Source organism: Oribacterium sp. FC2011 (assembly GCF_000701645.1).
GTDB lineage: Bacteria > Bacillota > Clostridia > Lachnospirales > Lachnospiraceae > Oribacterium.
Window position 1 is genome coordinate 92,021 of sequence record NZ_JNJM01000012.1, and the last position, 23,639, is coordinate 115,659.

A 23,639-nucleotide genomic window follows, 5' to 3' on the forward strand; every position below is an offset into this window, starting at 1 on the left:
GGGAGGGGCTGTGCCCCTCCCGCTTCTATCTTACTTACTGAAATCCACCGCATTTCCAAAGAAATCCGTTCCCTTCATGGTCTTTACATTTACGGTATACCATGTCCAAGTAGTTTCATGGAAAGTGCTGCCATCATTAACGTATTCATACATCCTTATGGTGATGGTGTTATCATCATCCCACTGTATTTCCGCTTCCGGGGCGCCGCTGAGCTTCTTAGCTCGATCCACAATTTTCAGGACTCTTTCTCCGGTCTCATCTCCTTCGCCCATATCGTAAAACTCATTCGCTTTCTCGGGAGTCATACGCATAAGCCCGATATGATCAACCTCTCCCGAACTCCAGGTCACGGTTCCCATCGCGTACTCTTCATCCCGGTTTTTTGAAATATAAAAATCGGTGAAATCGATGTTTCCTATGTCCGCTACAGTATGTACTGTTGCAGTCTTGGAATTCCATTTTCCTTTTCCTATGTCATATCCACTTTCAACGATAGACTGACTGGCATCTCCCGGATTAAATAACCACCAGTTAAGCTTCACAGAGAAGTTATCGCCATCAGTATCTATCACTGCATTGAGATACCTTTCATATCCGTTGAAGTAACCTGAGTCTGCACTGAACATGTAGCACTTCCAGCCACCCTTCAGAAGATAGGGTTCATCTCCGGTAACGCGATCCACAAACTGTTCGTCGAGAGCATTGGGCCACTGTCCCATTGAAGAGTTGTAGACTTTATCGATCATCCAGTCGAAATCCATGGCAAGAGCCGTGTCTGTAGTGGACATCGAATTGGCGATGTTTTCCTGGGCAGCTCTGTCTATTGACGAAGACTTATTTTTCTTCTCACTTCCGCTATTTATACCGAATTTTTGTTTGAAAAAATCCTGCTTGCTGGTTCCGGCATAGGCGGTTAAGGTTGTCACTGCTGTAGAAAGCGCCAGAACTCCAAGTAATATATTATTTTTAACTTTTTTCATGCCACTACTCCTCTCAAAAATCCCTACAAAAGTCCATTCATGTAATAATATCGTTCATTTAAGAGAATTTTATAATAGTAGCACTTTTTCTGTGACATACTCTGATTAAGATGCCTTATCAATCATATCGTGAATATATGCCCTCAGACCCTCATCTGTATCTATACCGTATTTTTCATTAATTCTGATATAATACTTCATAATTCTCTCTTTAGAAAGAAGTTCACTGGACGATATACTGTCGCCATATCCTTTGCTCGCCTCCATCCACGGATCCTCATTATGTGTGATCTTTTCCAATACCTTTCCGCTATACATTCCAAAAGTATTCACAACTCGATTGACCACACGCTTCTCAGTTTCAATCAATACATCCTCAGTTCCGCCAAGAAGCGCGAAACGCGCATCATCGACCGGATTATATTTAAAATCCCTGAAAAGGTCATAGACCTCAGGATAAACCGGACCGTGAGCACATGCTTTGCAATCCTCTTCAAAAAGTGATCTTCCGTAAAGCGCAGAATACACCCCCTGAATAAAGTAAAGCAGCTTCTGCAGCATAAGAGGCGTTACCTCTCCCAACTCATCAAAAATATATGCTATAACCCCGAGCATCTTATCAGAAACAGAGAATAGACTTCCTATACTTTCTGCGGCAGTAAAAGCTTTCCTGTATGCCGCATCTGTCAGCTTTCCGCGGTTCTCCATGAGTTTCTGTTTCATAAACGTCGGAGAGGAAAGCGCCGCTTTAATAACATCCGAATACTCTTTGGACGGTATCTGCCCTTCCAGATATCTCGGTATCGTAACCTCACCGAACCCAAGCGCCAGAGAAAGCGGAGCCTTACCAATTTTATATATCTTCATAAGCCTCTCAATGTCATCCATTGAAACAAGCCCCTCTGCAGCCCTGTACTGATCATCGATTTCCTGAACATTCTTATCAATAAGACCGGGGATACTCATTTCTTCTCCGCACTCTGCACAGACAGCTACGGTGATTGCAAATGTATATTCCTTATCCCTTATTGTTTTTACAATGTCTTTCTTTTTCAAATAGTATTCAGTTTCTTTCCTGCACTCGATACAGAAATCTCTTCTTCCCTTATCTGACATAATGATCACCTCCGATTTGACTACTGATCATTTAAAATAATACGTAAGTGGATACTTCTGTTCATGGAACGAAATTACAATTACAAAACAGTTCTCCAACTTGTTGAACTTGATATACAGAGCTACTGTTTTTTCTTCTGTCCCATTTCTCTCCAAAAGATTCACATTTTTGCCGAATACATACAGATTCTCATGTTCAAAACCCTTATGTTCATTTTGCAATATTTCTGAAAAGTCCATCACAGTCAAACTCAATATGATTTCTTTTGCTTTTGCTTCATCGATAACATAATCGAGAAACAGATTGATGTTGTCTTGGCGTTTAGAGTTACGATCAAGCCGGTAATTGTCATTTTCAACAGCTTTTTTTACCTCGGAGAGATACTTCTCGATGTCTTTTTTATTTATGATCAATGCTTTATCCTCCGCGATGTATATGATTGCTTTTTTTATTTTTTATATCATTATCATATACTTCTGATTGCTTTTTTTCAATATCCAATCACCAAAAAGGAGGGGCTAAACCCCTCCTACCTTAATACTTTCTCATTTAGTTAAGGAGGGTATAAACCAGAAGTAATTGCTGCATAAAGATGATTTAGGCTTTTTTGAGTTGTAATAATACATGTAATGTAAAGGCGGACATGCAAAATAGACAGATTTCCATCTGCCTTATAAAAGATGTATACTACTATTGTTGTTTTAGAGGGGCTGTCGCACTAAGATTAAGACAGCCCCATCATAATTTATCATCAGTTTATGTTTTGCTTTTAATCAACTCATCAAATTTATATATTTCAAGGGTGCTTTTCCCTGATTCAAGTTCCCGAATAATCTCCTTCTCGTGCTCGTATTTTTTACATGCTTTTTCAAATACCTCATCTTCTACGTTTTGAGGAATAACAACTACACCATCACAGTCTCCAAATATGATGTCCCCCGGATTTACCTGCACTCCTCCACAACTTACAGGTATGTTAAGCTTTGCAAGGCTCTCCTTTACCGTCCCTGAAGGATTAAATCCCCTGGAAAAAACCGGGAAACCAAGCTCACGTATATCCTCTGAATCACGGCAGCTTCCATCTATCACAACTCCGGCAAGTCCCCGTAACTTACATGCGGTTGCCATTATGTCGCCAAAGTGTCCTGCCTCAGAATAGCCGTTAAGATCCAACACAAGCACATCCCCCGGCTGCGCACCGTATATTGCCTGATGAAGTGCCAGATTGTCTCCCGGATAGCACTTTGCAGTATAAGCCCTTCCTATCATTTTCATTTTAGGACTTACGGGTTTGATGCCGGTATCCATAACACCATGATTTGATACTGTATTGTTATTATCAGCTATATTCCCTGTAGGAAGTTTTAAAAGGTCATTTCTTATTCTTTCTGTGAGTTCCATGTTTATTCTCCATTCGTATATTCGATCACTTGAAACAATTTATGAAAAATGTGATGATCAACGGGTTTGTAATATTTATGAAAATAACTGTTACAACCGGAAGTACAAACCATGCGGTTGGTGCAGGTCCATTTTTCTCTATGATCGCCGACATATTGGCAACAGCGTTGGGTGTCTGTCCTAATCCTACTCCACAGTGTCCGGCAGCCATGACAGCTGCATCATAATCCCTTCCTGTAGTATTAAAGGTCACAAAAGTAGCCCACAATGCCATTACTACTGCCTGAGATATAAGTATCACAATCATCGGAAGTGCAAGGTCAACAAGTTTTGCTATATCAAGTGACATAAGAGCCATGGAAAGGAAAAGATTAAGGGCAATGTTTGATATGGTATCAATTTCATGCATCCTGAGGTCGATTCCTCTTGCATCCGCAATATTTCTCACCAACGCTCCTCCGAAAAGGCAGCCAACGTAATAAGGGAATGAGAGTCCGGTCAGCTTAAGTGCCGCTGAAATATAAGACCCTATAAATGCAGCAAGAAGAAGCAGTAAAACACTGTCAAACAGACTCTTTTGATTCAGTTCAAAAACCTTCTTCTTTTCTTCAGCCATCGACTGTCCTGAGCTCTTAAGATCATATTTTTTGATAAGACGTTCCGCCACAGGGCCTCCGGTAATACTTCCAAGAAGCAGTCCAAAGGTTGCTGCCGCAACACCTATTGTTGTGCCACCAACAGCTCCCAACTCTTCAAGTGTCGGTCCAAAAGATGCTCCGGATCCTACGCCACCGGACATTGAGATGGATCCCATTGCGATACCCAGAAGTTTATTGATCCCGAAAACCTGACAAAGTCCGACTCCCACCAGGTTCTGAACAAATAAAAATATCACTGCTCCTACTGCAAGCTTTGCTCCAAGTTTTCCTGATTTTTTCAGCACAGCAAGACTGCATGTAAAACCTGTTCCTGTAAAAAACAGGTTCATAAAGAAATCCTGCAGAGTATTTGTCATCTCAATAGTAAATAAACCTGTACTCTTACCTATAAAGATCAAAATACTGCATATCAAACCACCAATTACCGGTACCGGAATAAAATATTTCTGAAAAACAGCAACTTTACTCTTTATATAACGTCCAAGCATATAGACCAGAACTGCAAGTCCCGTCGTTTGAATCAGATCAAATTGAATTGTCATATCTATCTCCCTTTTTACACGTAACATTTTCTACTTCTTGAATAATTTGAACCGGTTCTTTATTTTCTATGACTAATCTACCATTCGGAAAATAAGTTGTAAAACAGATATATTTGATTTAATATATCGTTAAATCAGATATTTAATCCAATACTATTTCATCCCCACTTTTATATTTTAAATTTGTTTTGGAGATTCTAATGACTTACGAACAGATAGAAACATTTCTTATTGTAGCAACTTACAAGAATATAACCGCTGCATCGAAATACCTTTTTGTATCTCAATCCACTGTTTCATCCAGACTTCAGCAACTGGAAGACGAGCTGGGTACTCCTCTCCTTATCCGTCACAAAGGACAGAGAAATGCAGAGCTGACAAATTACGGCTCGGCATTTATCCCTATAGCAAGTCAATGGGCATCCCTATGGAAAGATACCCAGCATCTAAAAGCTCTTCCTGATATAAAATCATTGAATATTGCGAGCGTTGATGCTGTTAATAACTACACTTTAGTCCCAATGTTCCAAAAGCACCTTGAGGATCATCCAAGAGTCAAACTTTCGATAATGACCTACCATTCCAGTGAAATATATTCCCTGGTTCAAAACCGTACAGCTGACATCGGCTTCGCATTTTCTTCGATTTCTTATCCCGATGTCATTGCAATTCCTGTATATAGGGAATTAATGTATTTGATCTGTAATAAAAAGAGTAATTACGGAGATAATATTTCCTGTAAGGATCTCCCCGTAGAAAAAGAGATATATCTTCGATGGGGATCAGACTACCAGCAGTGGCATGACAGACATTGGAGCCCCGGTGTATATCCTTTGATATCAGTTAACACCGGCTCTATGCTACAACGATATCTGGATTATCCGGATAATTGGGCGATTGCACCAATGTCTGTAATTCAAGGTGCCATGCGATCCAATCCGGAACTGACTTTCCACAGCCTAAAGGAGCCACCTGCTCCAAGGATCTGCTATGAAATTAAGAATCGTTTTCCAAATGTTACACTTTTGGAACCAATTGAACTTCTTGAAAAAGAACTTCAGGAATTTATTGAAAAAGACGAAAGCATATGCTCTTTTGAAAGCTGGATGCTCAATAGCTGAGAAATGGCCTGTCCCTGGTACATAAAAGATGACACTGTTTATATTGAGCTTATTTGAAGACATTTTGAAATCCGCAAAATAAAATGATGTGAGCGTCAGCCCTTCGCTAAGCGAATTTTGATGGGCTGACGCTCCAAGTGAGTAAAGGTATTATTCCTACATATAACCCAGAATATGTAAGGCACTGATAAAACCTGATATCTAAGATTCTCGATTAAAATTCATTTTTTATCTGATTTAACTCTCTGTTAAGTTCCTTTAGATCAAGACCCTCAGGGATATCTCTGCTAAGTATGCTCTGCATGGAAAGCCCAAGGGGGATCACATCCTTTTCAGTCATAAACTTCACAAGTTCCGGCAGATATTTCTCAAGCACTGCCCTCGCATCAGGATCATCGAGAAGATCATTGGCGGTATCCTTTAAGGAAAAATACCCTTCCCTTACGACATCATCATCTGAAAGAAACCAGTTTTTTACCGCCTGTCCTGCATTATTGCCCGGTAAACGATAGTTTTCATCCTCTGAATCTACACGGACGAAAACACACTCATCCGTAAGTCCCTCCGCAGCTACCTTTATCCGGTTTTCTCCTTCGTGAAGAGGTACATCAGAAAATATGATCCTGCCGTTACCATCATTCGTACCACTGCCGAATTCCTTTTCATCAACATAAAGCACCGCATCGCTGAGATTGGTATAAACCTTGATCTCGATACTCTCTTTTGCCCTGTTCACGAATCTCTTGGAACAGATATGCAAAAACTTTTCCTCAGACCACTTTGCTTTGTAGTAGTAGAATGCATCCTTTCTGGTATTTCTGTCATAGGTCACGAGGCCCTTGGCATTGATATTTTTCTGCCCGCCTTCATTTCGAAGCCCGCTGTGAAAATCAAACATATTCCAGACATAGCTTCCGTACAGGTAATCCCTGCTCTCGAAAATAGGATAAACAGTCTCATGATAGAGAGCCTGATACTCCTCTGAGTAATCTCTGACCATGGGGTTCTCTGCATGCAGGCTAATGTTTGCGTCCACACCGTACTCACTTACACCGAGAGGCATTTCCGGACGCTCCTCGTGGAATCTGTTGAGGTAGTCACGGTAATCCTCCATCTCTCCATAGTACCATCCGAAGTAAATATTGTAGCCGACCATATCCGTAACAGAATTAAGCTTACTCTTAAACTTAACTGTATAAAGATTGGCAGCCGTAACAAGTCTTGAAGGATCCAGTTCATGGGAAAGCTGCTGCATTTTTTTCAGCTCTTCATGCATAAACTCCGCATCCCGGAACATGCCGATTTCATTCTGGATTCCCCAGCAGTAGATGGACGGATGATGGATATTCTGAAGTATCAGTTCCCTGAGCTGCTCCTCTGCATCAGCTTTCAGCTCTTCACTGTCCGTCATTTTGAGCATAGGGATCTCCGCCCATACGAGATAACCCTTTTTGTCTGCGGTCTCATAGGTATACTGAGGATGCTGATAATGTGACAGCCTTACGGAATTGGCACCTATTTCGTCGATGAGTTCAAAATCCCTGTCGATATTCTCCCGGCTCACTGCATTGAAACAGCCCTTGAAATCCTGATGCTTTGCAACACCGTTTATCTTTATATGCTCACCATTAAGGAACAGTCCCTTGTCCGAAGTCATGGTAATATCTCTGAATCCGGTCTCAAGCTCCACCTCATCTAAAGTTTCTCCCGCACGTACAAACTTCATCTTTACCTTATATAGATTGGGAGCGGTTTTTCCGTTCCACAGGATTACATCAGGGATGCGGAAGGTCAAGGCCATACTGCAATTTATGGAGCCTGATGCGTGAATGTTGGCACTTTCTGAATCAACTTCTTCTGATCTCACATCAGTGAGCAGTGTACCGAAAGGATCTGTGATTTCCGCAACTATCTCAGCTTCTTTATTCGTGCGGGCATGAATTTCCGCATTCAAAATGCCGGTATTTCCATCGATGCCGGTCCTTAATATCACACCACTTGTGCCGTAATAGGTCGGATCAAAAAAGCTTTCATGTTCTGTCACCAAAAGATTAACACCCCTGTATAGTCCTCCGAACACAGTGAAGTCTCCTGTAAGAGGTGAGATACCCTCGTCATGAACATTTGTCAGAAATATCCTTAACTTTACTTCTTTATTGCAGAGCAGCTCCTCAGGTATCTCGCAGTGAAATGCTCCATAAGCACCTCTGTGCTCTCCTATCTTACGGTCATCTGCCAGAACAACCGCATGCTGATCTGCTCCCGGAATGTCCACAAAAACATGTTTCCAATCAGGATCGATCTGTATGGTCTTTTGATACAGCACAAGTCCCCTGTAAGGGTCTTCATCCCTGTACCATGTGTGAGGAAGTGTGACAGTTACAAAACTCTCTGACGAAATGACATCGCTATAAACAACTTTTGAATCCCCTGTCAAACCACTTAAATCCCTGATGTTTCCATCAGGGATTTTATTAAACTGCCAACCTTCGTTTATCTGTATCTTATGCATTCTCTTTCCTCATTTCATCAATTCTGGCTTCTACCGCCTTCATCTTCTCCGGTGTAAGGTCGTAATATTTCATGGCGATGACATTAAACACTGCTCCCAAAAGCTCAAGACCGTAGTAGAAAACTATGGCGATCAGCAGGAGACTCCGGCTGTATGGAGTATTGAGATCCGGAAATGCTTCCTTGAAACCAATGAGCGCAAATCCGATACCTACAAAAGTCGGTCCAAAGGATGAGATCAGCTTATCCATAAATGAGAAAACTGTTCCGACCATACCCGGAATATACTTTCCTGTTCTTGAGGCTTCATAGTCATTAACGTCCGCGATCATCGGAGGAATGATGGAGCTTGTGATCATCTGGAAACCACCGCCTATAACAGTCACAAGGAAAAGTACCACTGTAAATGCGGTAAAGCCACTGAATGCCTCGCCATAGCCATTAACAAATCCCGGAAGACTCAGTGTCTTCGGATCCATGACCATCCAAATAAGTATGGCGATGGTGTCGAAAAAGATCACACCCCAGGAACCTATCTGCATAGCTTTCTTGAGACCGAGTTTGGCGCCGATCGCACCGATACCAAGTGCCATCATCAAAAGCCCTACGATGGTTGTGTAGAGGGTCCAGCCTCCTGACAGCTCATAGTTACCAACTACAATGCCGTAAAGTACAAGCAGGATTGCACTTGTCTTGCAGGTATTTGAGAACTGGTCTGTGGCTCTTGCAACGATGAGCATCTGAAGTGGCTTGTTGTTTTTTAACACATCAAGATAATCTGAAAACCTGATATTTTTCTTTCCGGAAGAATTGGTCTCGGAAAATGCCGGTACATCCTTTGGTGCGATGGAAATATAAGCAATAACGATTCCGATGGTAGCGATGACTGCTACGATCAACCAGTACTCATGGAAAAGCTCAGCACTCTTCATGGAGCCGTATTTTACGGCAAGTCCCGCAACTACCATCTGCATCACAGCTCTCATAACACGAACCAGTACTGTACCAACGATGGAAAGTATAGGTCTCTGGGCCGGATCATTGGTGAGGCAGACATTACCCACATGGTTTGAGATATTTAAGAATGTATATCCTATGTAGTAAATGGCTGTAAAAAATATAAAGAAAACTGGCCTCAATGCTCCTTCCGGAAGTCTGTCAGTCACATTGAACATGAGAAAACTGTTTATGAAAAGAAGCAGACCGCCCATAACAAGACACAGTCTGGTTTTACCGAAGTTTTCCTTTTCTTTAAATCTGTCAACAAAAAATCCAACGATAGGATCAGTTACACCATCCCAAAGTCTTGTTATAGTTGAAAAACTTGATGCAAGTATAACTGCCATGCCTACATATCCATTGAGATAAAAAGACATGATCATAGTGAGACCCATGTACAGATTGACCGCCATGTTGGCTCCGGAAAAACCAACTATCCTCCATACAGGAACGTTGTGTATGCCATTCTCTTTTATATACTTTTTGTACTTGTCCTGTGACATAGTCTCTACAGTTCCTTCTTTCATACCAATCTTCGATTCTTTCCGCATTGCCGCTTCCATAGCCCCTCCTGAATTTACTGAATGATGATGCCAACATTTTTTAATGTTGGCATCATCATACCATCAGTCGTATAATGAATATAGAACTATAGTCTTTGTTTTAGAACGATACTACTTTTCATGGTAAATATGTCAAATAATTCACATACACTTAAAACAACTTCATCAGCAATAGCTTCATCTGAGGCATCTTCAACTGAGATGACTTCACCCCAAACTGCTTCTATGGAAACCTGTATGAAGCTCGTACAAAAACTATTTCAGGTCAGATTCTATACTATTAATGATTTCTCTGAGGCAGAAGCATTCAGCCGCGAAAATATGCTTAGTGATCTACAACTTATTTTATCACCTGACGCACTTATGACCATGAGATCCGGTGCTGAAAAACATACTCTCTATCTCCTGACAGATATTTTTCATATTTCGATCATAGTCTTTATGTTGGACGACAGCTTTATGCTTTTTGGTCCCTTTACCTCTCTCATACATACCAAAATGCATGCGTCACATATCATAAATGCGCATGGGATCAAAAATCTTCAGATCGAAGATTATCTCAGATATCGCGAGCACTTTCCCAATATAAATAAGGAACGGGCTGAACACATAGTAAGATGTTTTCTCAACACCGTATATGGACACGAAGAAAACTACACTCTGAGGGATCCGGAAACATTTGCCATGGAGCAGGTATATGAAGATCATGAGGAAGAACAAAAGACCGGTATCGATCTTCTGCAGCTGCGATATGCCAATGAAAAAGAGTTTATCAGAAGTGTGGAAAATGGTGACAGCAGTTCCGCTCTCAGATATCTCGATAGGATGCAGAGTGACGTAAGATACATGAAGGAGCTCGGTTCAACCATAGAAAATGAACGTATCGGCTGTGCCATCACGAGAACCACTCTCAGATTAACCGCCATGAATGCCGGCCTTCCGGCTTATATCATAGATAAAATATCAGGACAAAACACAAGAGAAGTTTTCCGGGAGAGACACCTGGATAAAATACTTGCAAGCAAAGAAAAAATGGTCGTAAATTTTTGCAATGCCATAAATGAGCACAAATCTGAGATTCACAGTACTGTAGTCACAAATGCCATTTTCTTTCTGAACAGCAATTTCAAAAATGACATAACCATCGAGGATATCACAAGTGAACTCGCAATATCCAAAAGTCACTTTATGTCTGAATTCAAAAAAGAAACCGGGACAAGTCCCATGAACTATCTCAGATCTATAAGGATCAAAAAAGCCTGCACCCTTCTTTCGGGTACAGGCAAAAATATCATGGAAATAAGTGAAGATGTTGGTATCCCGGACAGCAATTACTTTGTGAAACTGTTCCGGAAAGAAACCGGTATGACACCTACCGAATACAGAAAAAGCAACCGGTTATGAAATAACAAATCTGCAGACGGTTCTATTGACTGCTTTTGTAAAGTAGTCAACAGAACCCTCAATAAAGGATTTAGCATGCCGGAGTTTACCCATATGATGGATATTCTCTAGCATGCTTTTTTATTTTACGTTTTTACACTGTTTCACCTTCTGTCACAGTAAGGTAAGTATATTCCTCACTTCTGTGTAAACAACCATTCCATAACAGCTACACAATTATAGGCATAGTCGAAGGATGCCATATGATATCCGGCGCCACCCATAGGGCTGTTTCCGCTCTGCTGCCCGGCTGTTTCGGATGTCTCCTGACCATCAGCTGCTGCCTGTTCACTCACTGAAGTTTGATTGCTGTCCGGTGCCTGGCCATCCTTTGGTGCCTGGTTGCCCTCAGGTTTCTGTCCGTCCATCGGAGGCTGGTTACCTTCAGGTTTCTGTCCGTCCATCGGAGGCTGGTTACCTTCAGGTTTCTGGCCATTCATTGGAGGCTGGTTACCTTCAGGTTTCTGGCCGTTACCTGCGCCGCCTGCTCCACCCATCGTAAAGCTGCCGGCATCGATGGTACCTGTCTTCCATGAGATAAAATACTGGTTTTCGTCTGCATTAAACAGATCATTTGCCGCAGAACTGAGCTCATCCACAGACCATGTGCCATCCCACTGTACATATTCATAGGAAACACCGTCAGTATCAAACATTTCCATCACTTCCTGAGCCCCGCTCCAGGCACTTGTATCGTCCTCTGCCGCAAAATATACAAATGACTGATTCTCAAGTCCTGAAAGAGCATTTACATCCCACTGACCATCTACAAACATACATGCAGCATAAAGATCGGGATACTCTGATGCCAGGATCAATGTAGTCATGCATCCCATTGACTGACCGGTACCGTAGATCCTCTCAGCATCAACTGCATACTCCTCGCACATATAGTCAATGTAACGTTTTGTAAGTTCTACATACTCTGTTGTAGTATACCCGCTGTGATCATCAAGGATAGTCTCAGGATACGTAGGAACTGCTACGATGGTAGGATTTACACTCTGCCATTCATCGGTAGCCCAGACAAGAGCACCTCGTCCCTGTGTTAAAGAATAAGTGGGATCGTCACCTGCGCAGGTTGAGTCACCTATAAAAACCACCATGGGATATGAAGCAGTTTCATCATATCCTTCAGGAAGGTACAGATTGTATGTTATGGAAAGTCCGGTTTCTTCATCTGTAAATGTCTTCTGCTCGAACCTTCCTGCATAAGTCGATACCAGACTCTCCTCATCTTCAGCGAGGGTGTTCGCTACTGCGCCAAGTCCTGCTGCTGTGATATCACTCTTTTCAGCATCAGCCTGTGATTCCTTCGCTGCAACTGATGTTTCTTCTTTCTTATCTGTTTCCTGAACCTCTGTATTCTTTTCTTCTGCTGCCTGGGTGGAAGGTGCTTTGTCAACAGTGGTCTGGTTTCCACATGCTGCCAAAGTGCAGATCATGGATGAAGCAAGTAACAGTGCTAAAGGTTTTTTGAACATTTCATTTCTCCTCATATCTTATATTGTATTCTGCTGATCACGCAGCAGTTTTCGTTTTCCGTGATGCACATGTTACAACATTTTCCTTAAACGAAACTTAAAACCTCCCATACCGCAGCAAACCAAGGTGAAAGTTTCATCTCCTCACTTAGTTCTGCCTCTCCACAATTTGAGATCAAAAGAGCATTTGCTTTACTGAATGCATCGTTGTGATAATGTATCTCCCGGTCACTGAGATTACAGAGCACAAACAGCTTTCTGCCATCAAGTTCTCTTTCGTAGGCAAAGATCTCGCTGCTTTCATCATCCAGAAGCCTGTAAGTGCCGTATACGATAAGATCCGACCACTCGCTTTTTCTTCTCAGGGAAACAAGCTTTTTATAGTAGTTAAAAACTGAATCAGCATCCTTAAGCTCAGCTTCGGCATTGATCTCTTTATAGTTTGGATTCACCATGATCCACGGAGTTCCGGTGGTGAAGCCTGCGTTTTCACTTGCATCCCACTGCATCGGAGTTCTGGCGTTGTCTCTTCCCTTTGCTTCGATGCCGGCGATCATGGCTTCACGAGTCATCTTTCCGCTGTCTACAAGCTCATGATATGCATTGATCTCCTCGATATCTCTCAGATTTTCAAGGCAGCCGAACTTACAGTTTGTCATGCCGAGTTCCTCGCCCTGATATATGTAAGGTGTTCCCTTCATGAAATGAAGCATAGTAGCGATAGCCTTAGCTGAAAGTGGTGAATCATCCCCAAGTCTCGAGACGATTCTCGGCTGATCATGATTGTCAAGGAAGAGTGAGTTCCATGCCTTGCCTTCAAGCTCTGTCTGCCACTTACTGAGATTCTTTTTTAACTCACGAAGATCGTATCTTCTGGCAGTCCACTTTCCATGCTCATCATAGTCGAGACCAACGTGTTCAAACTGGAACACCATATTGAGCTCCGAGCCATCGAGAGAAGCGTACTTCTCAGCCTCTTCTATAGTGACTCCTGCGCACTCACCAACTGTCATGATGTCATACTTTGAAAGTACCCTTTTGTTCATCTCCTTCAGATACTCATGTACATGAGGTCCGTTTGTGGTGTTTTCAAGTCCGCCGTAACCGGTGTTGGCATCTACCTGTCCATCAGGAAGACCCTCAACCTTTGAGATCATAGAGATAACATCCATCCTAAAGCCATCTATACCCCTGTCACACCACCAGGTCATCATCCTGAAAACTTCATCTCTCACTCTCGGGTTATCCCAGTTGAGATCCGGCTGCTTTTTTGAGAAACAGTGAAGATAGTACATATCTGTTTTTTCATCGTACTCCCACGCCGAACCGGAGAAACTGCTTCCCCAGTTGTTCGGAGCCTGACCATCCCTGCCCTCACGCCAGATATAAAAGTCTCTTTTATCATTGTCCTTCGAGGATCTGCTTTCCACGAACCACTTATGCTCATCAGAAGTATGGTTCACCACCAGATCCATAACTATCTTTATCCCACGGTCATGGGCACTTTTCAGAAGAATGTCAAAATCCTCAAGTGTTCCGAACTCATCCATGATATCCTGATAATCCGAGATATCGTAGCCGTTGTCATCGTTAGGCGACTTATAAACAGGGCTTAGCCAGATAACATTGATCCCAAGCTCATGAAGGTAATCAAGCTTACCTGTGATTCCCTTGAGATCACCTATTCCGTCTCCGTTGGAGTCACAAAACGATCTCGGGTAGATCTGATATACAACACTTTCTTTCCACCACTTTTTCTCCATATTTCCTCCGCTTCCTTATGATCTGCCGTCAGTAAATGCCGTTTACGTTTATGCCTTCGTCTTCGACATCATCTTCGTCATCATCGTCTTCTTCTGAATCGAAATCCTCATAGTACTCATCGTCATCAAAGAACTCTTCATCATCAGGTTCGTCGTAAATCGATTCATAGTATCCGGAGGTCGAGAAACCATCATCCTCATGATCTGACAGCATCCACTCCATAAGCTCAACTATCTGATCATGCTTACCGTCAAAACGATCATGAACATAGAAAAGAGAAAGGATATCCTCACTGAATTCCAATCCCGGAATCTTGTTATGGAACATTTCGACTATATTCCATAATGTAACAGAATCATCATAAACTATATCCATAAGAAGGACGTTAAGTTTATCAGGATTGTAATAACAGTGGATCATATCTCCCACTGTATCTTCGCCGAAAAGATCCATATAGATCTGCCTGATGGCTTTTGCATTAAGCTCCGAAGCATCATTCAGGTATGATTCCGGATCTTCCACCGCTATGCGGTAATGATCAAAGGTCTCATTCTTAAGCTCCAGAAACTCCAAAGTGTCGGCAATTGCAGTCTGAACAGTCACATTATTCTGCTCCGCATAGGATTTAAGTATCTCTACATATTCATCGGGAAATTCCATCTTAACGCTCATAATATCTCCATTCTTCTTACATAAGATTCTCAAGCTCTGCCATGAACATATCATAGTAATCGTCCTGTCCCTCCAGCTTAGGAGAATTTTCACCACCACCGTTTGTGGATCTCTTTATGGCTGCGTAAAACTCTTCTCCGTAGGTCAGGATATCCATTTCGTACAACTCGTAACCTTCCCGCCTTGCTATCTCGCAGAAAGCAGCAAGTGGATTCTTCTCCTTTTTCGTCGCCAAAAGCTCTTTTTGAAATCCTTCATCCTTCAGCGCCTTTTGGCGAAGGGCTGACATTACTGTCTCAACGTCCATAATTTCCTCCCGAATGCTCAATCCTCATGCTTAATAAAATACCTGGTGATCGCCGCTCCTATAAGTCCTCCCAGTGTCAATGTCACTGCCGCAAGAAATACCGGCTTTCTCACATCCACACGTGTCGGAATCTCAAACTCCCCTCCGTTTTTACAGATGAGTCCGATTTCTCCGTCTGCAATGAGATATGACTCCCCATAAAGCATTTCCTTATTGGTAACTGTGTCTTTTCTAATGTAAGCTCCGTCAGTCAGACAATAAAAAGCTCTGTTTGTACTATCCGGATAGGTTATCTCCTCAAACAGCTTTTTTCCATCCAGCATGGCATCGATGGTTTGATCGTAATGAGGGATAACATTGGTATCCGTAAGCCCAAGGCCTTCCAGAAAACGCTTATAACCGGCATCCTTTGATTCACCTTCAAGCTCCGGCTGTGCGTATACAATGTCTGCGCAGTTCATGGTTCCGGCGCTTACTCCTATGACTATGCCCCTGAAGCCTTTGATCCACTCCTTAAGCTTTATCTTATGGAACCAGGCGTTCTCCGTGGGGACATGACCTCCCGCAAGGATAACCACATCATAGATCGCAAGGATCTCAACGATTTTTTCATCTCTGGCATCAAGAACATCAATGGAATCCATACTGAGCCCTGATTTATTGAAAGCATCAAGATATGTCTGTGCCATGGCTGTATTCATCTCGGAATTTTTAGGATCCGAAGAAATGAGAAGCCCTTTGCTGTGATCCTTCCAGTCATTCTTAAGCCTGTCCACAAACTGATTTCTGTTATCAAGCTTTTCCGGTAACCCTGTACGGCGGTCAAACCCACCCGGGGTTGAAGTCATGTATAAAATCATTTATTTCTCCTGCTGTTACTAAATCCATACTATATCGGATCATTAATTAAAGCTTTGATCCGTCAACATGTTCGTTTTACTTTCCCTGTTGTACTGATTTTACCCTGCCATTATAAGCCTTCCAAACCAGCCATGACAGCAGATAATTTATTCCCATGACAACCACTACCCAGATAATGGTCTTGATGACGGGCTGTTCATATACTCGGAGGAAGAAGTAAGGTCCAACGGTGATGCGGGCAGCGTTTAATATAAGCATTATCACCGCATATACAGCTGTAGGTATCAAAGTCCAAACCGGGGCAGCCTTGGGAAGTGTCGCCTTATCCTCCAAAAACAAAAACGAAAACAGAGACATTAACGGCACAAAAAAGTGATCCAATGGATGAACTCCGCTGAACAGCTCCTCATCAAATCCCTTTTTTGGTCCAAGTACTGCAAGTACGATAAAAAAGGTCAGCATAAGACTGCATACAACCACATATCTCACGGTAATGAGCCAGGCGGGAAGCTCGTCGGATCCCTTATAATGCTGCATCATATAGGTAGAAACAAACCCGCTGGTCCTCCCTTTGGAAAGCGCCGGCAACATAAAAAGAACAAACGCCCCACTGCTCAGTAAACACAGGAAATTTGATACTTCCGTATAGTGATAAAACATTTCAAGTCCGTTGCGGGTTGCATATACGTAGTTAGTTATGATGATTTCCATCAATACTATGATGATATGCAGGAACAACGCAGTTCTGAGTTTCGAATTCTTCATTTAAACAATCAAAGCCCGCCGGCATCCACCGTCGGGCCCTTTCCCTTCATTTTATATTCTTTTTACTGTAAATACCACGCCTCTGATCCTCAAACGGAAACATTACAGGCATTTACCATCTCATTGCTTGTAATTACAGAGATTTCAGTGTTACCAGCTGGAAGAAGTGGTATCCCACCTGAAGCGGCAGGGGCAGAACCATATCTGCCACAGTCTCAAGCGCAATCTTTTCTCTTATTCTCCTTTTGGCATCCGGAGTAAGACGTCTCTCTTTAATCTCTTCGAGGCTTATCTTTGACTCATCAACGAATTCGTCTTCAGGAACCCATATTTTCTTAAGCTTGATCTTCTCCAATGCCGTTATCAGTTTGTCTTTTGGCAGAACTTTGGAATCAAAACCAATGGCAACACCACCGGTCCTTCTGTATACGCGAACCTCTTTTACGCCCTTGATTTTCCGAATGGCATAGGAAAGTCTCTGATCCTTGACGTAATCCAGCTTTCCATCCTTCAGGCGTATACGTATTCTGTTCTCCAACTCATTTTTAATCGTGAATTTCATTTCGAACCTCATGCTCTCAAAAAACCCGATGCTATGGAAGAACTGATATGGTCAGTTTCTCCCCGGATAAAATCATTATACAAAAATGGTTGTGATATCATCAAGTTGTTTTCTGCCGAATGGAAGTCACATATAACTCAGGCTAACCATCAGAACAACAGCCTCCTGGTAGTATGTGCGTCAAATGTCACCGCATCCACTCCCGTGGTTTCAATCTGGTACAGCGCATTGGCCGCAAGATGCTCCGCCGCCTGCTCAAGGTCACGGCATCCGGTGGTATCTCTGTATTTTTCCAGGATCACGCTTATTGCTCTGTCATCCACCACGCACTCCTCCGGTCTCATACCCATGCGTTTAAGCACCTTAGGCAGCGAAAACTTTTGGAATATGATTTTTTTCTCATCCGGGGTGTAATCCGGAATATCGATAACCGCGAATCTGCTCATGAGTGGGTCTGATATACGGGACTTGTCATTGGCCGTAGCCACCGGATAAACTCCGTTTGTGGGTATACGGCATTCGATGTAATTGTCCGTGTAGCCGATATTATCGAGAAGGGTCAGAAGGGCATCCGCCGGATTTCCGTTAATGCTGTTCTGATCCGCCTTATCAAGCTCATTAATGATAAAAACTATATTGCTGGAGCCGCTCTGTGAGAATGCCTCCATAATGCGCCCGGCCTTGGCATTGGCATAAACCCGGGGACTACCGGTCAGCGCCTCCGAGTCATGTATGGCACTCATATCGAGGCTGGTCCATGGAAGTCTCAGAATTCTCGCAACCGCATAGGCAAGCTGGGATTTTCCTATACCCGCAGGTCCCGCAAGAAGCAGTCCGTAAGACGGCAGCGTGTGGGTTCTGTTTATCTGAATGATGGTCTCCATGATGCGCTGCTTCACCCGCTCCAGTCCGTAAAGTTCTTCATCCAGGATCTGACGTGCTCTGACAGGATCGATAGCAGCGAAATATTCGCCCTTCCACTGAATGTTGAGAACCATCTGGAGAGCTCTCTCCGCGTGGCGTCGCTCCTCAGGGGTGATGGTCTTGGACCTGATAAGGTCAATGTTTCTGTCCGCCCAGGATTGCATGTTCTTCGGAAGTGTTTTCTTAGCGCAGGCAAGGAAATTCAGCATGGAATTTATATCTCTGAGATCCTGATGTCCGACCTCAGTCATTTCATCATTTGGTTCCTCATCGTCAGGAGCCTTGCTTTCTTTAAGCCTCTCAATGATAAGCTGCAGAAAGCTGTCTCTGTCGGATTGAATGTTTTTCCCGTCGGGAGTCACAGCCCGGATCTTGTATACACAATAGCCTTCCTCCCTGCTCTCACCGCTAAGCCTTACTGAAACATGATTCTCTCCAAGCCACTTCTCAAGGTCAATGAACCTTTTATCAATCTTAAGGATATGGTGATTAAGGTCCCTGCCATCCTTATCCTTGCCGCTTACATCTGCTTCAACTTTTCCTTCCGTATAGGCAAATGATGTCCCCCTGACAGGGTTCACGAAAACTCCTGCCGCATGCTTCGGAAGCTTTTCCTTCTCCTCGGAAAGAACCATTATGGGACAGTCTGCACTTAGTTCCTTGTCATCTCTCTCCACAATCTGCCATGTGACCAAAGAGCTGTCTACGTCTGATCCTGTGATTTGATCTTTATTGTCATCTATTTTGTTGAAATCAAATATTCTGTCTGCCATGGAATACCTCTTGATACTACTATAAAAACCCTCAAATCATTGTACCATTTATGCGATGTCGTTTTGTCTTTCCTCTTTAGCAATTCTTGCATAACTGATGTTTATATCAATCAGCGATTCCATACAGCAAAGCATTTACTATTGCTGCTGCAATGTTTGAGCCGCCTTTTCGACCTCTTGCAACTATCAAAGGAATATCTTTATATTCTTCGGAATTTCTGCGCTCCCAGATCAGTTCCTTTGCTTCCACCACATTTACGAAGCCAACGGGAACGGCGATGATACCCGCAGGTCTCAGATTTTCCTCACGTATAAGTCTTTCCAGTTCTATCAAGGCAGTGGGGGCATTGCCGATGGCAAAAATGATATTGGAAAATGAGCCTGTTGATCCACTCTTATTTTTTGATGTGTTCGATGAAGGAATAAATTCCTTTGATTTTTTCTGAACAGATATCTCTGTTATCGGAAGTTGCTTTGCGAGTATCGCGGCGTGTTCCATGCTGACCGTAGCCCTTGTTACACCTTTTGCTTTTGCTTCCGAAGCCACCTCAGGGTCCGACATAAAACAACGAATCTCACAACCGTATTTTGCCGTAGTCACCTTACTGATGCCAGCTTTCACCATCTCAGTATCGGTAACTATGACAGCTCCCGCCGAAAGTGCAGCTCTCATCCGGTCTACTGCATTAGCGGAGAAAACCAGATTTTCATAATAATCAAAATCCGCGGAGGTATGGATACACCTCTCAATCACCGGTGCCTCCGTCTCAGGGAGCCTGACTCCCCTGCGGGAAAGCTCCTCCCGGATGATTTCCATGCTCCGTCGTTCTATGTCCCTTGGTTCAACGTGTTCAAACTTAATCATCTTAAAGTCATTTTTTCGGAATCCCTTTTATCCATATCTTTATGATAAGGATATTTGTACTCCAAAATCTCCTGCCTTCTATTTCTCCACTCCGACCCTTGCTTTAATCCCGTCATCGTAAGGATGCCTGTCCTTTACCATATTCGTCACATAATCAGCCATGGAAAGAATGGTAATGTCAGGGTTTCTCCCAGTCAGGATCACTTCCACATATTCCGGCAGCTGAAGAAGAAACCTTGCCAGCATATCCTGATCCAGAAGCTCTTTATTTACAGCATCAAGAATCTCATCAAACACAAAAAGTGCAACTATATCCGGCCTTTTCACATCTCTGGTTATGATTCCGGATTTTTTTCGTCTTTCCTCAAAAGCTTTCAATGCCTTTGGCTGATTCTGCAGGATCATGGTCATGGTTCTGATGGCCTTGCCGAACATCTCGTCACAGTCTTTTCTTGTGGCAGCAAGCTCTTCCGGGGTCATCTTTGAAGTCCACCCGTAAAAATGCTCAGGAAAAAGAACCAGTATACCCGGTATCTTCTCAAGTACACTGATTTCTCCGGACATGCCGTCCTTAAGGAACTGACAAAACACCACAGGAATGTTGTGTCCTGCCGCCCTGATGGCTGCCCCTACCGCCGCACTGGTTTTCCCCTTTCCATTTCCATGATAAATGTGAACCATCTGTAAACCTTCAGTCAATTTCTATTGATCACTGCTATAAATCCCTGAGCCATCTTCATATCTGTTAAGATGCCTCAGGAAATCTCGAAACACATTTGTTTCAAAACCTTAACTTTATAGAATCATACTATATATCTTTTCCATATCCAATGAATCTCTCAAAATTGCAGCAAGTTTGTCGTACTGTTCCTCCTTGAACTCCCTATAGCTTCGCTCTGATATTTCGATTTTGTCGGGATTGATTCCCTTCTTTCTGTAAAATATATCCAGAAATGCCTTTCGGAGTTCATCAGAATCAAAGAAGCCATGAACGTAGGTGCCTAAAACATTGTCACAACATGTAAAAAGGCAATTCCCGAAATCCTGTTCTTTCTCAGTGGTCTCTGTCTGCTCATTCTTTAATGCATCAACGCTTAAACCATTTGATGCCGCAATATCTCCGGTTTTTCCCATATGGATTTCATAGCCACTGACTGTTTTTCCGTTTAATGTCTCGAACGATCCACCTAAGCCCTGAAGTTCAAATGTCACTCTGGTTCTAGTCTTTTCTTCGGCAAACTCTGTGACTACCGGCAGTAATCCGAGACCTTTCGTCTCAGTTCCGATGCCGGTCTCCGCACCCTTTTCATCAATGATCCGCTCCCCAAGCATCTGATAGCCACCGCAGATTCCTATGATAAGTGTGCCTGCATGGTGCTTCTGCATCAGCTTTGCCTCAAGCCCCGTGGCTCTCAGCCACTCCATATCTCTGATGGTACTTTTCGTTCCGGGGATAATGATCACATCAGGCTCTCCGAGTTCTCTCACATTTGAAACATATCTGAGAGAAACTTCCGGTTCCATAGAAAGCGCCGTGAAGTCCGTGAAATTACTGATGCGGGGCAGGCGGATAACAGCTATGTCAGGAAACGAAACCATAGTTTCGTTGTCATCTCCCAAAACATCCTCCAAACTATTTCCATTACCGCCTTCCGTTTCTTTATATATTTGGGGGCCTGACATCTTTCTTATGTATTTTCCGGACCTCAACTGATCCGACAGCGAGTCTTCATCATCTATCACCACATCCATATAAGGCACAACTCCCAGGATGTCCTTGTCGGTTTTTTCCTTCAGGATATCTAAACCCGGATCAAGAATTGTCTTATCTCCCCGAAATTTGTTGATTATCAGTCCTTTTATGCGCGCCTGTTCATGTTCTTCCAGCAGTGCTATGGTTCCGTAAAGCTGCGCAAACACTCCTCCCCTGTCGATATCACCAACCAGAAGCACCGGCGCATCCGCAAGCTCCGCCATGCCCATATTTACGATATCATCGTCTCGAAGGTTTACTTCCGCGGGACTTCCGGCTCCCTCTATAACGATTATGTCATACTCCGAAGCCAGCTTTTCATAGGCTTCTTTCACAACAGGTATGAGAACTTTTTTATGCCTGTAATATTCCCTTGCGGTCATGTTGCTGCTGACTTTTCCATTAATAATCACCTGAGAACCGACATCTGTTGTAGGCTTCAAAAGAATCGGATTCATTAAAACCGATGGCTTAACACCTGCTGCCTCCGCCTGAACCACCTGAGCTCTTCCCATCTCGAGGCCTTCATCGGTTATGAAGCTGTTAAGAGCCATATTCTGAGATTTAAAGGGTGCAACTCTGTACCCATCCTGCCTGAAGATACGGCACAGTCCTGCCGCAATGAGACTTTTCCCGGCATTGGACATTGTTCCCTGTATCATGATCGCTTTAGCTTTTATCTTCTGTTCCAAAATCCTTTGCCCTTTCAAATCTTTAACTTGAGACTACCCGTTTTTTCTTGTTGCATCGGGATACCTGTATCTCATCACACAGCTTCAGCTATATATATCCTTTGATTTCTGAGCCAGTCAATCATTTCTGTTTCATTAACATCCTCCGAAAGACCACTGAATTTTACAAAAGATTTTTCGGAAATGATCTTCACCATAATATTTGGATCCTTTGGGAGACCATCCTCGCGGTTTTCACATAACTCATCCTCTTTACGGGCTCTTCTGACATAATTCTCATCTTCCATGATATATAAATCATAGTTTGCAACGACCCGGGAAAAATCCTGTATACGCTCAAATGTAAATTTTGAAACAGTATAAAATCCAAAAGACCGGTAAAGAGATTCCGAAACAGGAATGAGAAAACAAAAGGGCACTCCCTTATCCCGAAGTATCTCAAAGCTCTTTGTTAATACATCCGTCATATACCCCTTGTGGCGGTATTCTTTTTTTGTAGCCACAGCATATATGTAATATATTTCAGCCGTTTGTCCGTTTTTACCGCCAACAGTGAGTGGATTCAGATGCGACATGGCAACAGCTTCGCCATTCTCCTTCCTGCATACTATGATGTTATCACTACACCTGTCCTCATAGTACCAGTCAGAAAACGGTCCCTTGTCATCTGGAAAGACTTCCTCATAAAGAGCTTTTGTTTCATATTTCTGATCTTTTTCTGTTAATACACAAATTCCGTTCATACAGATATTTCCCATGTCCCTATGGCACCTCCGGATATATCAATTCTGCACATTGCTCTTTGGGATCTGTCAACACTCCGATACTTTGATAAAAATCAGCATTAACACAGGGAGCTTCCCCACATCCTCTCACTGCT

At 43.0% G+C, this 23,639-nt stretch carries 21 protein-coding genes; 2 read left to right on the forward strand and 19 right to left on the reverse strand.

Going from position 1 to position 23,639, the window contains the following annotated elements:
- Positions 1–30 precede the first annotated feature (30 nt).
- From T357_RS0111110 to T357_RS0111130, 5 genes are all read right to left on the reverse strand, one after another.
- Positions 31–981: a hypothetical protein gene (locus T357_RS0111110; protein ID WP_031552419.1), complete on the reverse strand. Its 951-nt coding sequence runs from the start codon at positions 979–981 to the stop codon at positions 31–33.
- A 105-nt stretch (positions 982–1,086) separates the two neighbouring features.
- Complete coding sequence (locus T357_RS0111115) at positions 1,087–2,097, reverse strand: Panacea domain-containing protein (RefSeq protein ID WP_031552422.1); 1,011 nt, start codon at positions 2,095–2,097, stop codon at positions 1,087–1,089.
- A gap of 27 nt (positions 2,098–2,124) precedes the next feature.
- Positions 2,125–2,511, reverse strand: a complete 387-nt coding sequence (locus tag T357_RS0111120) for a type II toxin-antitoxin system MqsR family toxin (protein WP_031552425.1) — start codon at positions 2,509–2,511, stop codon at positions 2,125–2,127.
- Positions 2,512–2,854: 343 nt separating this feature from the next.
- A complete protein-coding gene (locus T357_RS0111125) occupies positions 2,855–3,499 on the reverse strand; it encodes a 4-carboxy-4-hydroxy-2-oxoadipate aldolase/oxaloacetate decarboxylase (protein WP_031552428.1) in 645 nt (214 codons plus the stop codon).
- Positions 3,500–3,524: 25 nt separating this feature from the next.
- Entirely contained in the window at positions 3,525–4,700 is a 1,176-nt protein-coding gene (locus T357_RS0111130) for a sodium/glutamate symporter (protein WP_031552431.1), read from the reverse strand.
- Between the two features lie 200 nt (positions 4,701–4,900).
- Between T357_RS0111130 and T357_RS0111135 the strand changes: the two genes are divergently transcribed.
- Complete coding sequence (locus T357_RS0111135; RefSeq protein ID WP_031552434.1) at positions 4,901–5,821, forward strand: LysR family transcriptional regulator; 921 nt, start codon at positions 4,901–4,903, stop codon at positions 5,819–5,821.
- Between the two features lie 214 nt (positions 5,822–6,035).
- Here T357_RS0111135 and T357_RS0111140 read toward each other — a convergent pair whose 3' ends face one another.
- Both T357_RS0111140 and T357_RS0111145 read right to left on the reverse strand, forming a co-directional pair.
- Positions 6,036–8,333, reverse strand: coding sequence for a glycoside hydrolase family 2 protein (locus tag T357_RS0111140; protein WP_031552437.1), 2,298 nt, complete (start codon positions 8,331–8,333; stop codon positions 6,036–6,038).
- Positions 8,326–9,894 (reverse strand): MFS transporter, encoded by a 1,569-nt coding sequence (locus tag T357_RS0111145; protein ID WP_081828137.1) that lies wholly within the window; start codon positions 9,892–9,894, stop codon positions 8,326–8,328. The genes T357_RS0111140 and T357_RS0111145 overlap by 8 nt, the downstream gene beginning before the upstream one ends.
- A 129-nt stretch (positions 9,895–10,023) precedes the next feature.
- Here T357_RS0111145 and T357_RS0111150 point away from each other — a divergent pair, with 129 nt between their 5' ends.
- Positions 10,024–11,298 carry a helix-turn-helix transcriptional regulator gene (locus tag T357_RS0111150; RefSeq protein ID WP_197027335.1) on the forward strand — a complete coding sequence of 425 codons (1,275 nt, stop codon included), beginning with the start codon at positions 10,024–10,026 and terminating at the stop codon, positions 11,296–11,298.
- A gap of 176 nt (positions 11,299–11,474) precedes the next feature.
- Here the strand turns inward: T357_RS0111150 and T357_RS20315 are convergent, their stop codons facing one another.
- From T357_RS20315 to T357_RS20320, 12 genes are all read right to left on the reverse strand, one after another.
- Positions 11,475–12,821: an alpha/beta hydrolase-fold protein gene (locus T357_RS20315; RefSeq protein WP_049962390.1), complete on the reverse strand. Its 1,347-nt coding sequence runs from the start codon at positions 12,819–12,821 to the stop codon at positions 11,475–11,477.
- 86 nt (positions 12,822–12,907) lie between these two features.
- Positions 12,908–14,584 carry a glycoside hydrolase family 13 protein gene (locus tag T357_RS0111160; RefSeq protein WP_031552448.1) on the reverse strand — a complete coding sequence of 559 codons (1,677 nt, stop codon included), beginning with the start codon at positions 14,582–14,584 and terminating at the stop codon, positions 12,908–12,910.
- Between the two features lie 28 nt (positions 14,585–14,612).
- A complete protein-coding gene (locus T357_RS0111165; RefSeq protein ID WP_031552450.1) occupies positions 14,613–15,257 on the reverse strand; it encodes a hypothetical protein in 645 nt (214 codons plus the stop codon).
- 16 nt (positions 15,258–15,273) lie between these two features.
- Positions 15,274–15,564 carry a hypothetical protein gene (locus T357_RS0111170; protein ID WP_031552453.1) on the reverse strand — a complete coding sequence of 97 codons (291 nt, stop codon included), beginning with the start codon at positions 15,562–15,564 and terminating at the stop codon, positions 15,274–15,276.
- A 17-nt stretch (positions 15,565–15,581) separates the two neighbouring features.
- A complete protein-coding gene (locus T357_RS0111175; protein ID WP_049962391.1) occupies positions 15,582–16,424 on the reverse strand; it encodes a Type 1 glutamine amidotransferase-like domain-containing protein in 843 nt (280 codons plus the stop codon).
- Positions 16,425–16,500: 76 nt separating this feature from the next.
- The gene (locus tag T357_RS0111180) at positions 16,501–17,190 is read right to left on the reverse strand and encodes a hypothetical protein (RefSeq protein ID WP_031552459.1); all 690 of its coding nucleotides are present in this window, start codon (positions 17,188–17,190) and stop codon (positions 16,501–16,503) included.
- Positions 17,191–17,323: 133 nt separating this feature from the next.
- Entirely contained in the window at positions 17,324–17,752 is a 429-nt protein-coding gene (locus T357_RS0111185; RefSeq protein WP_031552462.1) for a hypothetical protein, read from the reverse strand.
- Positions 17,753–17,901: 149 nt separating this feature from the next.
- Complete coding sequence (locus T357_RS0111190) at positions 17,902–19,449, reverse strand: AAA family ATPase (RefSeq protein WP_031552466.1); 1,548 nt, start codon at positions 19,447–19,449, stop codon at positions 17,902–17,904.
- Positions 19,450–19,555: 106 nt separating this feature from the next.
- The gene (locus T357_RS0111195; RefSeq protein ID WP_031552471.1) at positions 19,556–20,314 is read right to left on the reverse strand and encodes a precorrin-8X methylmutase; all 759 of its coding nucleotides are present in this window, start codon (positions 20,312–20,314) and stop codon (positions 19,556–19,558) included.
- A gap of 78 nt (positions 20,315–20,392) precedes the next feature.
- On the reverse strand, positions 20,393–20,995 hold the full coding sequence (locus tag T357_RS0111200) for a cob(I)yrinic acid a,c-diamide adenosyltransferase (protein ID WP_031552474.1): 603 nt from the start codon (positions 20,993–20,995) through the stop codon (positions 20,393–20,395).
- A gap of 114 nt (positions 20,996–21,109) precedes the next feature.
- Positions 21,110–22,729, reverse strand: coding sequence for a cobyric acid synthase (locus T357_RS0111205; RefSeq protein ID WP_031552477.1), 1,620 nt, complete (start codon positions 22,727–22,729; stop codon positions 21,110–21,112).
- Positions 22,730–22,833: 104 nt separating this feature from the next.
- Complete coding sequence (locus tag T357_RS20320; RefSeq protein ID WP_197027336.1) at positions 22,834–23,502, reverse strand: GNAT family N-acetyltransferase; 669 nt, start codon at positions 23,500–23,502, stop codon at positions 22,834–22,836.
- Positions 23,503–23,639: the final 137 nt, after the last annotated feature.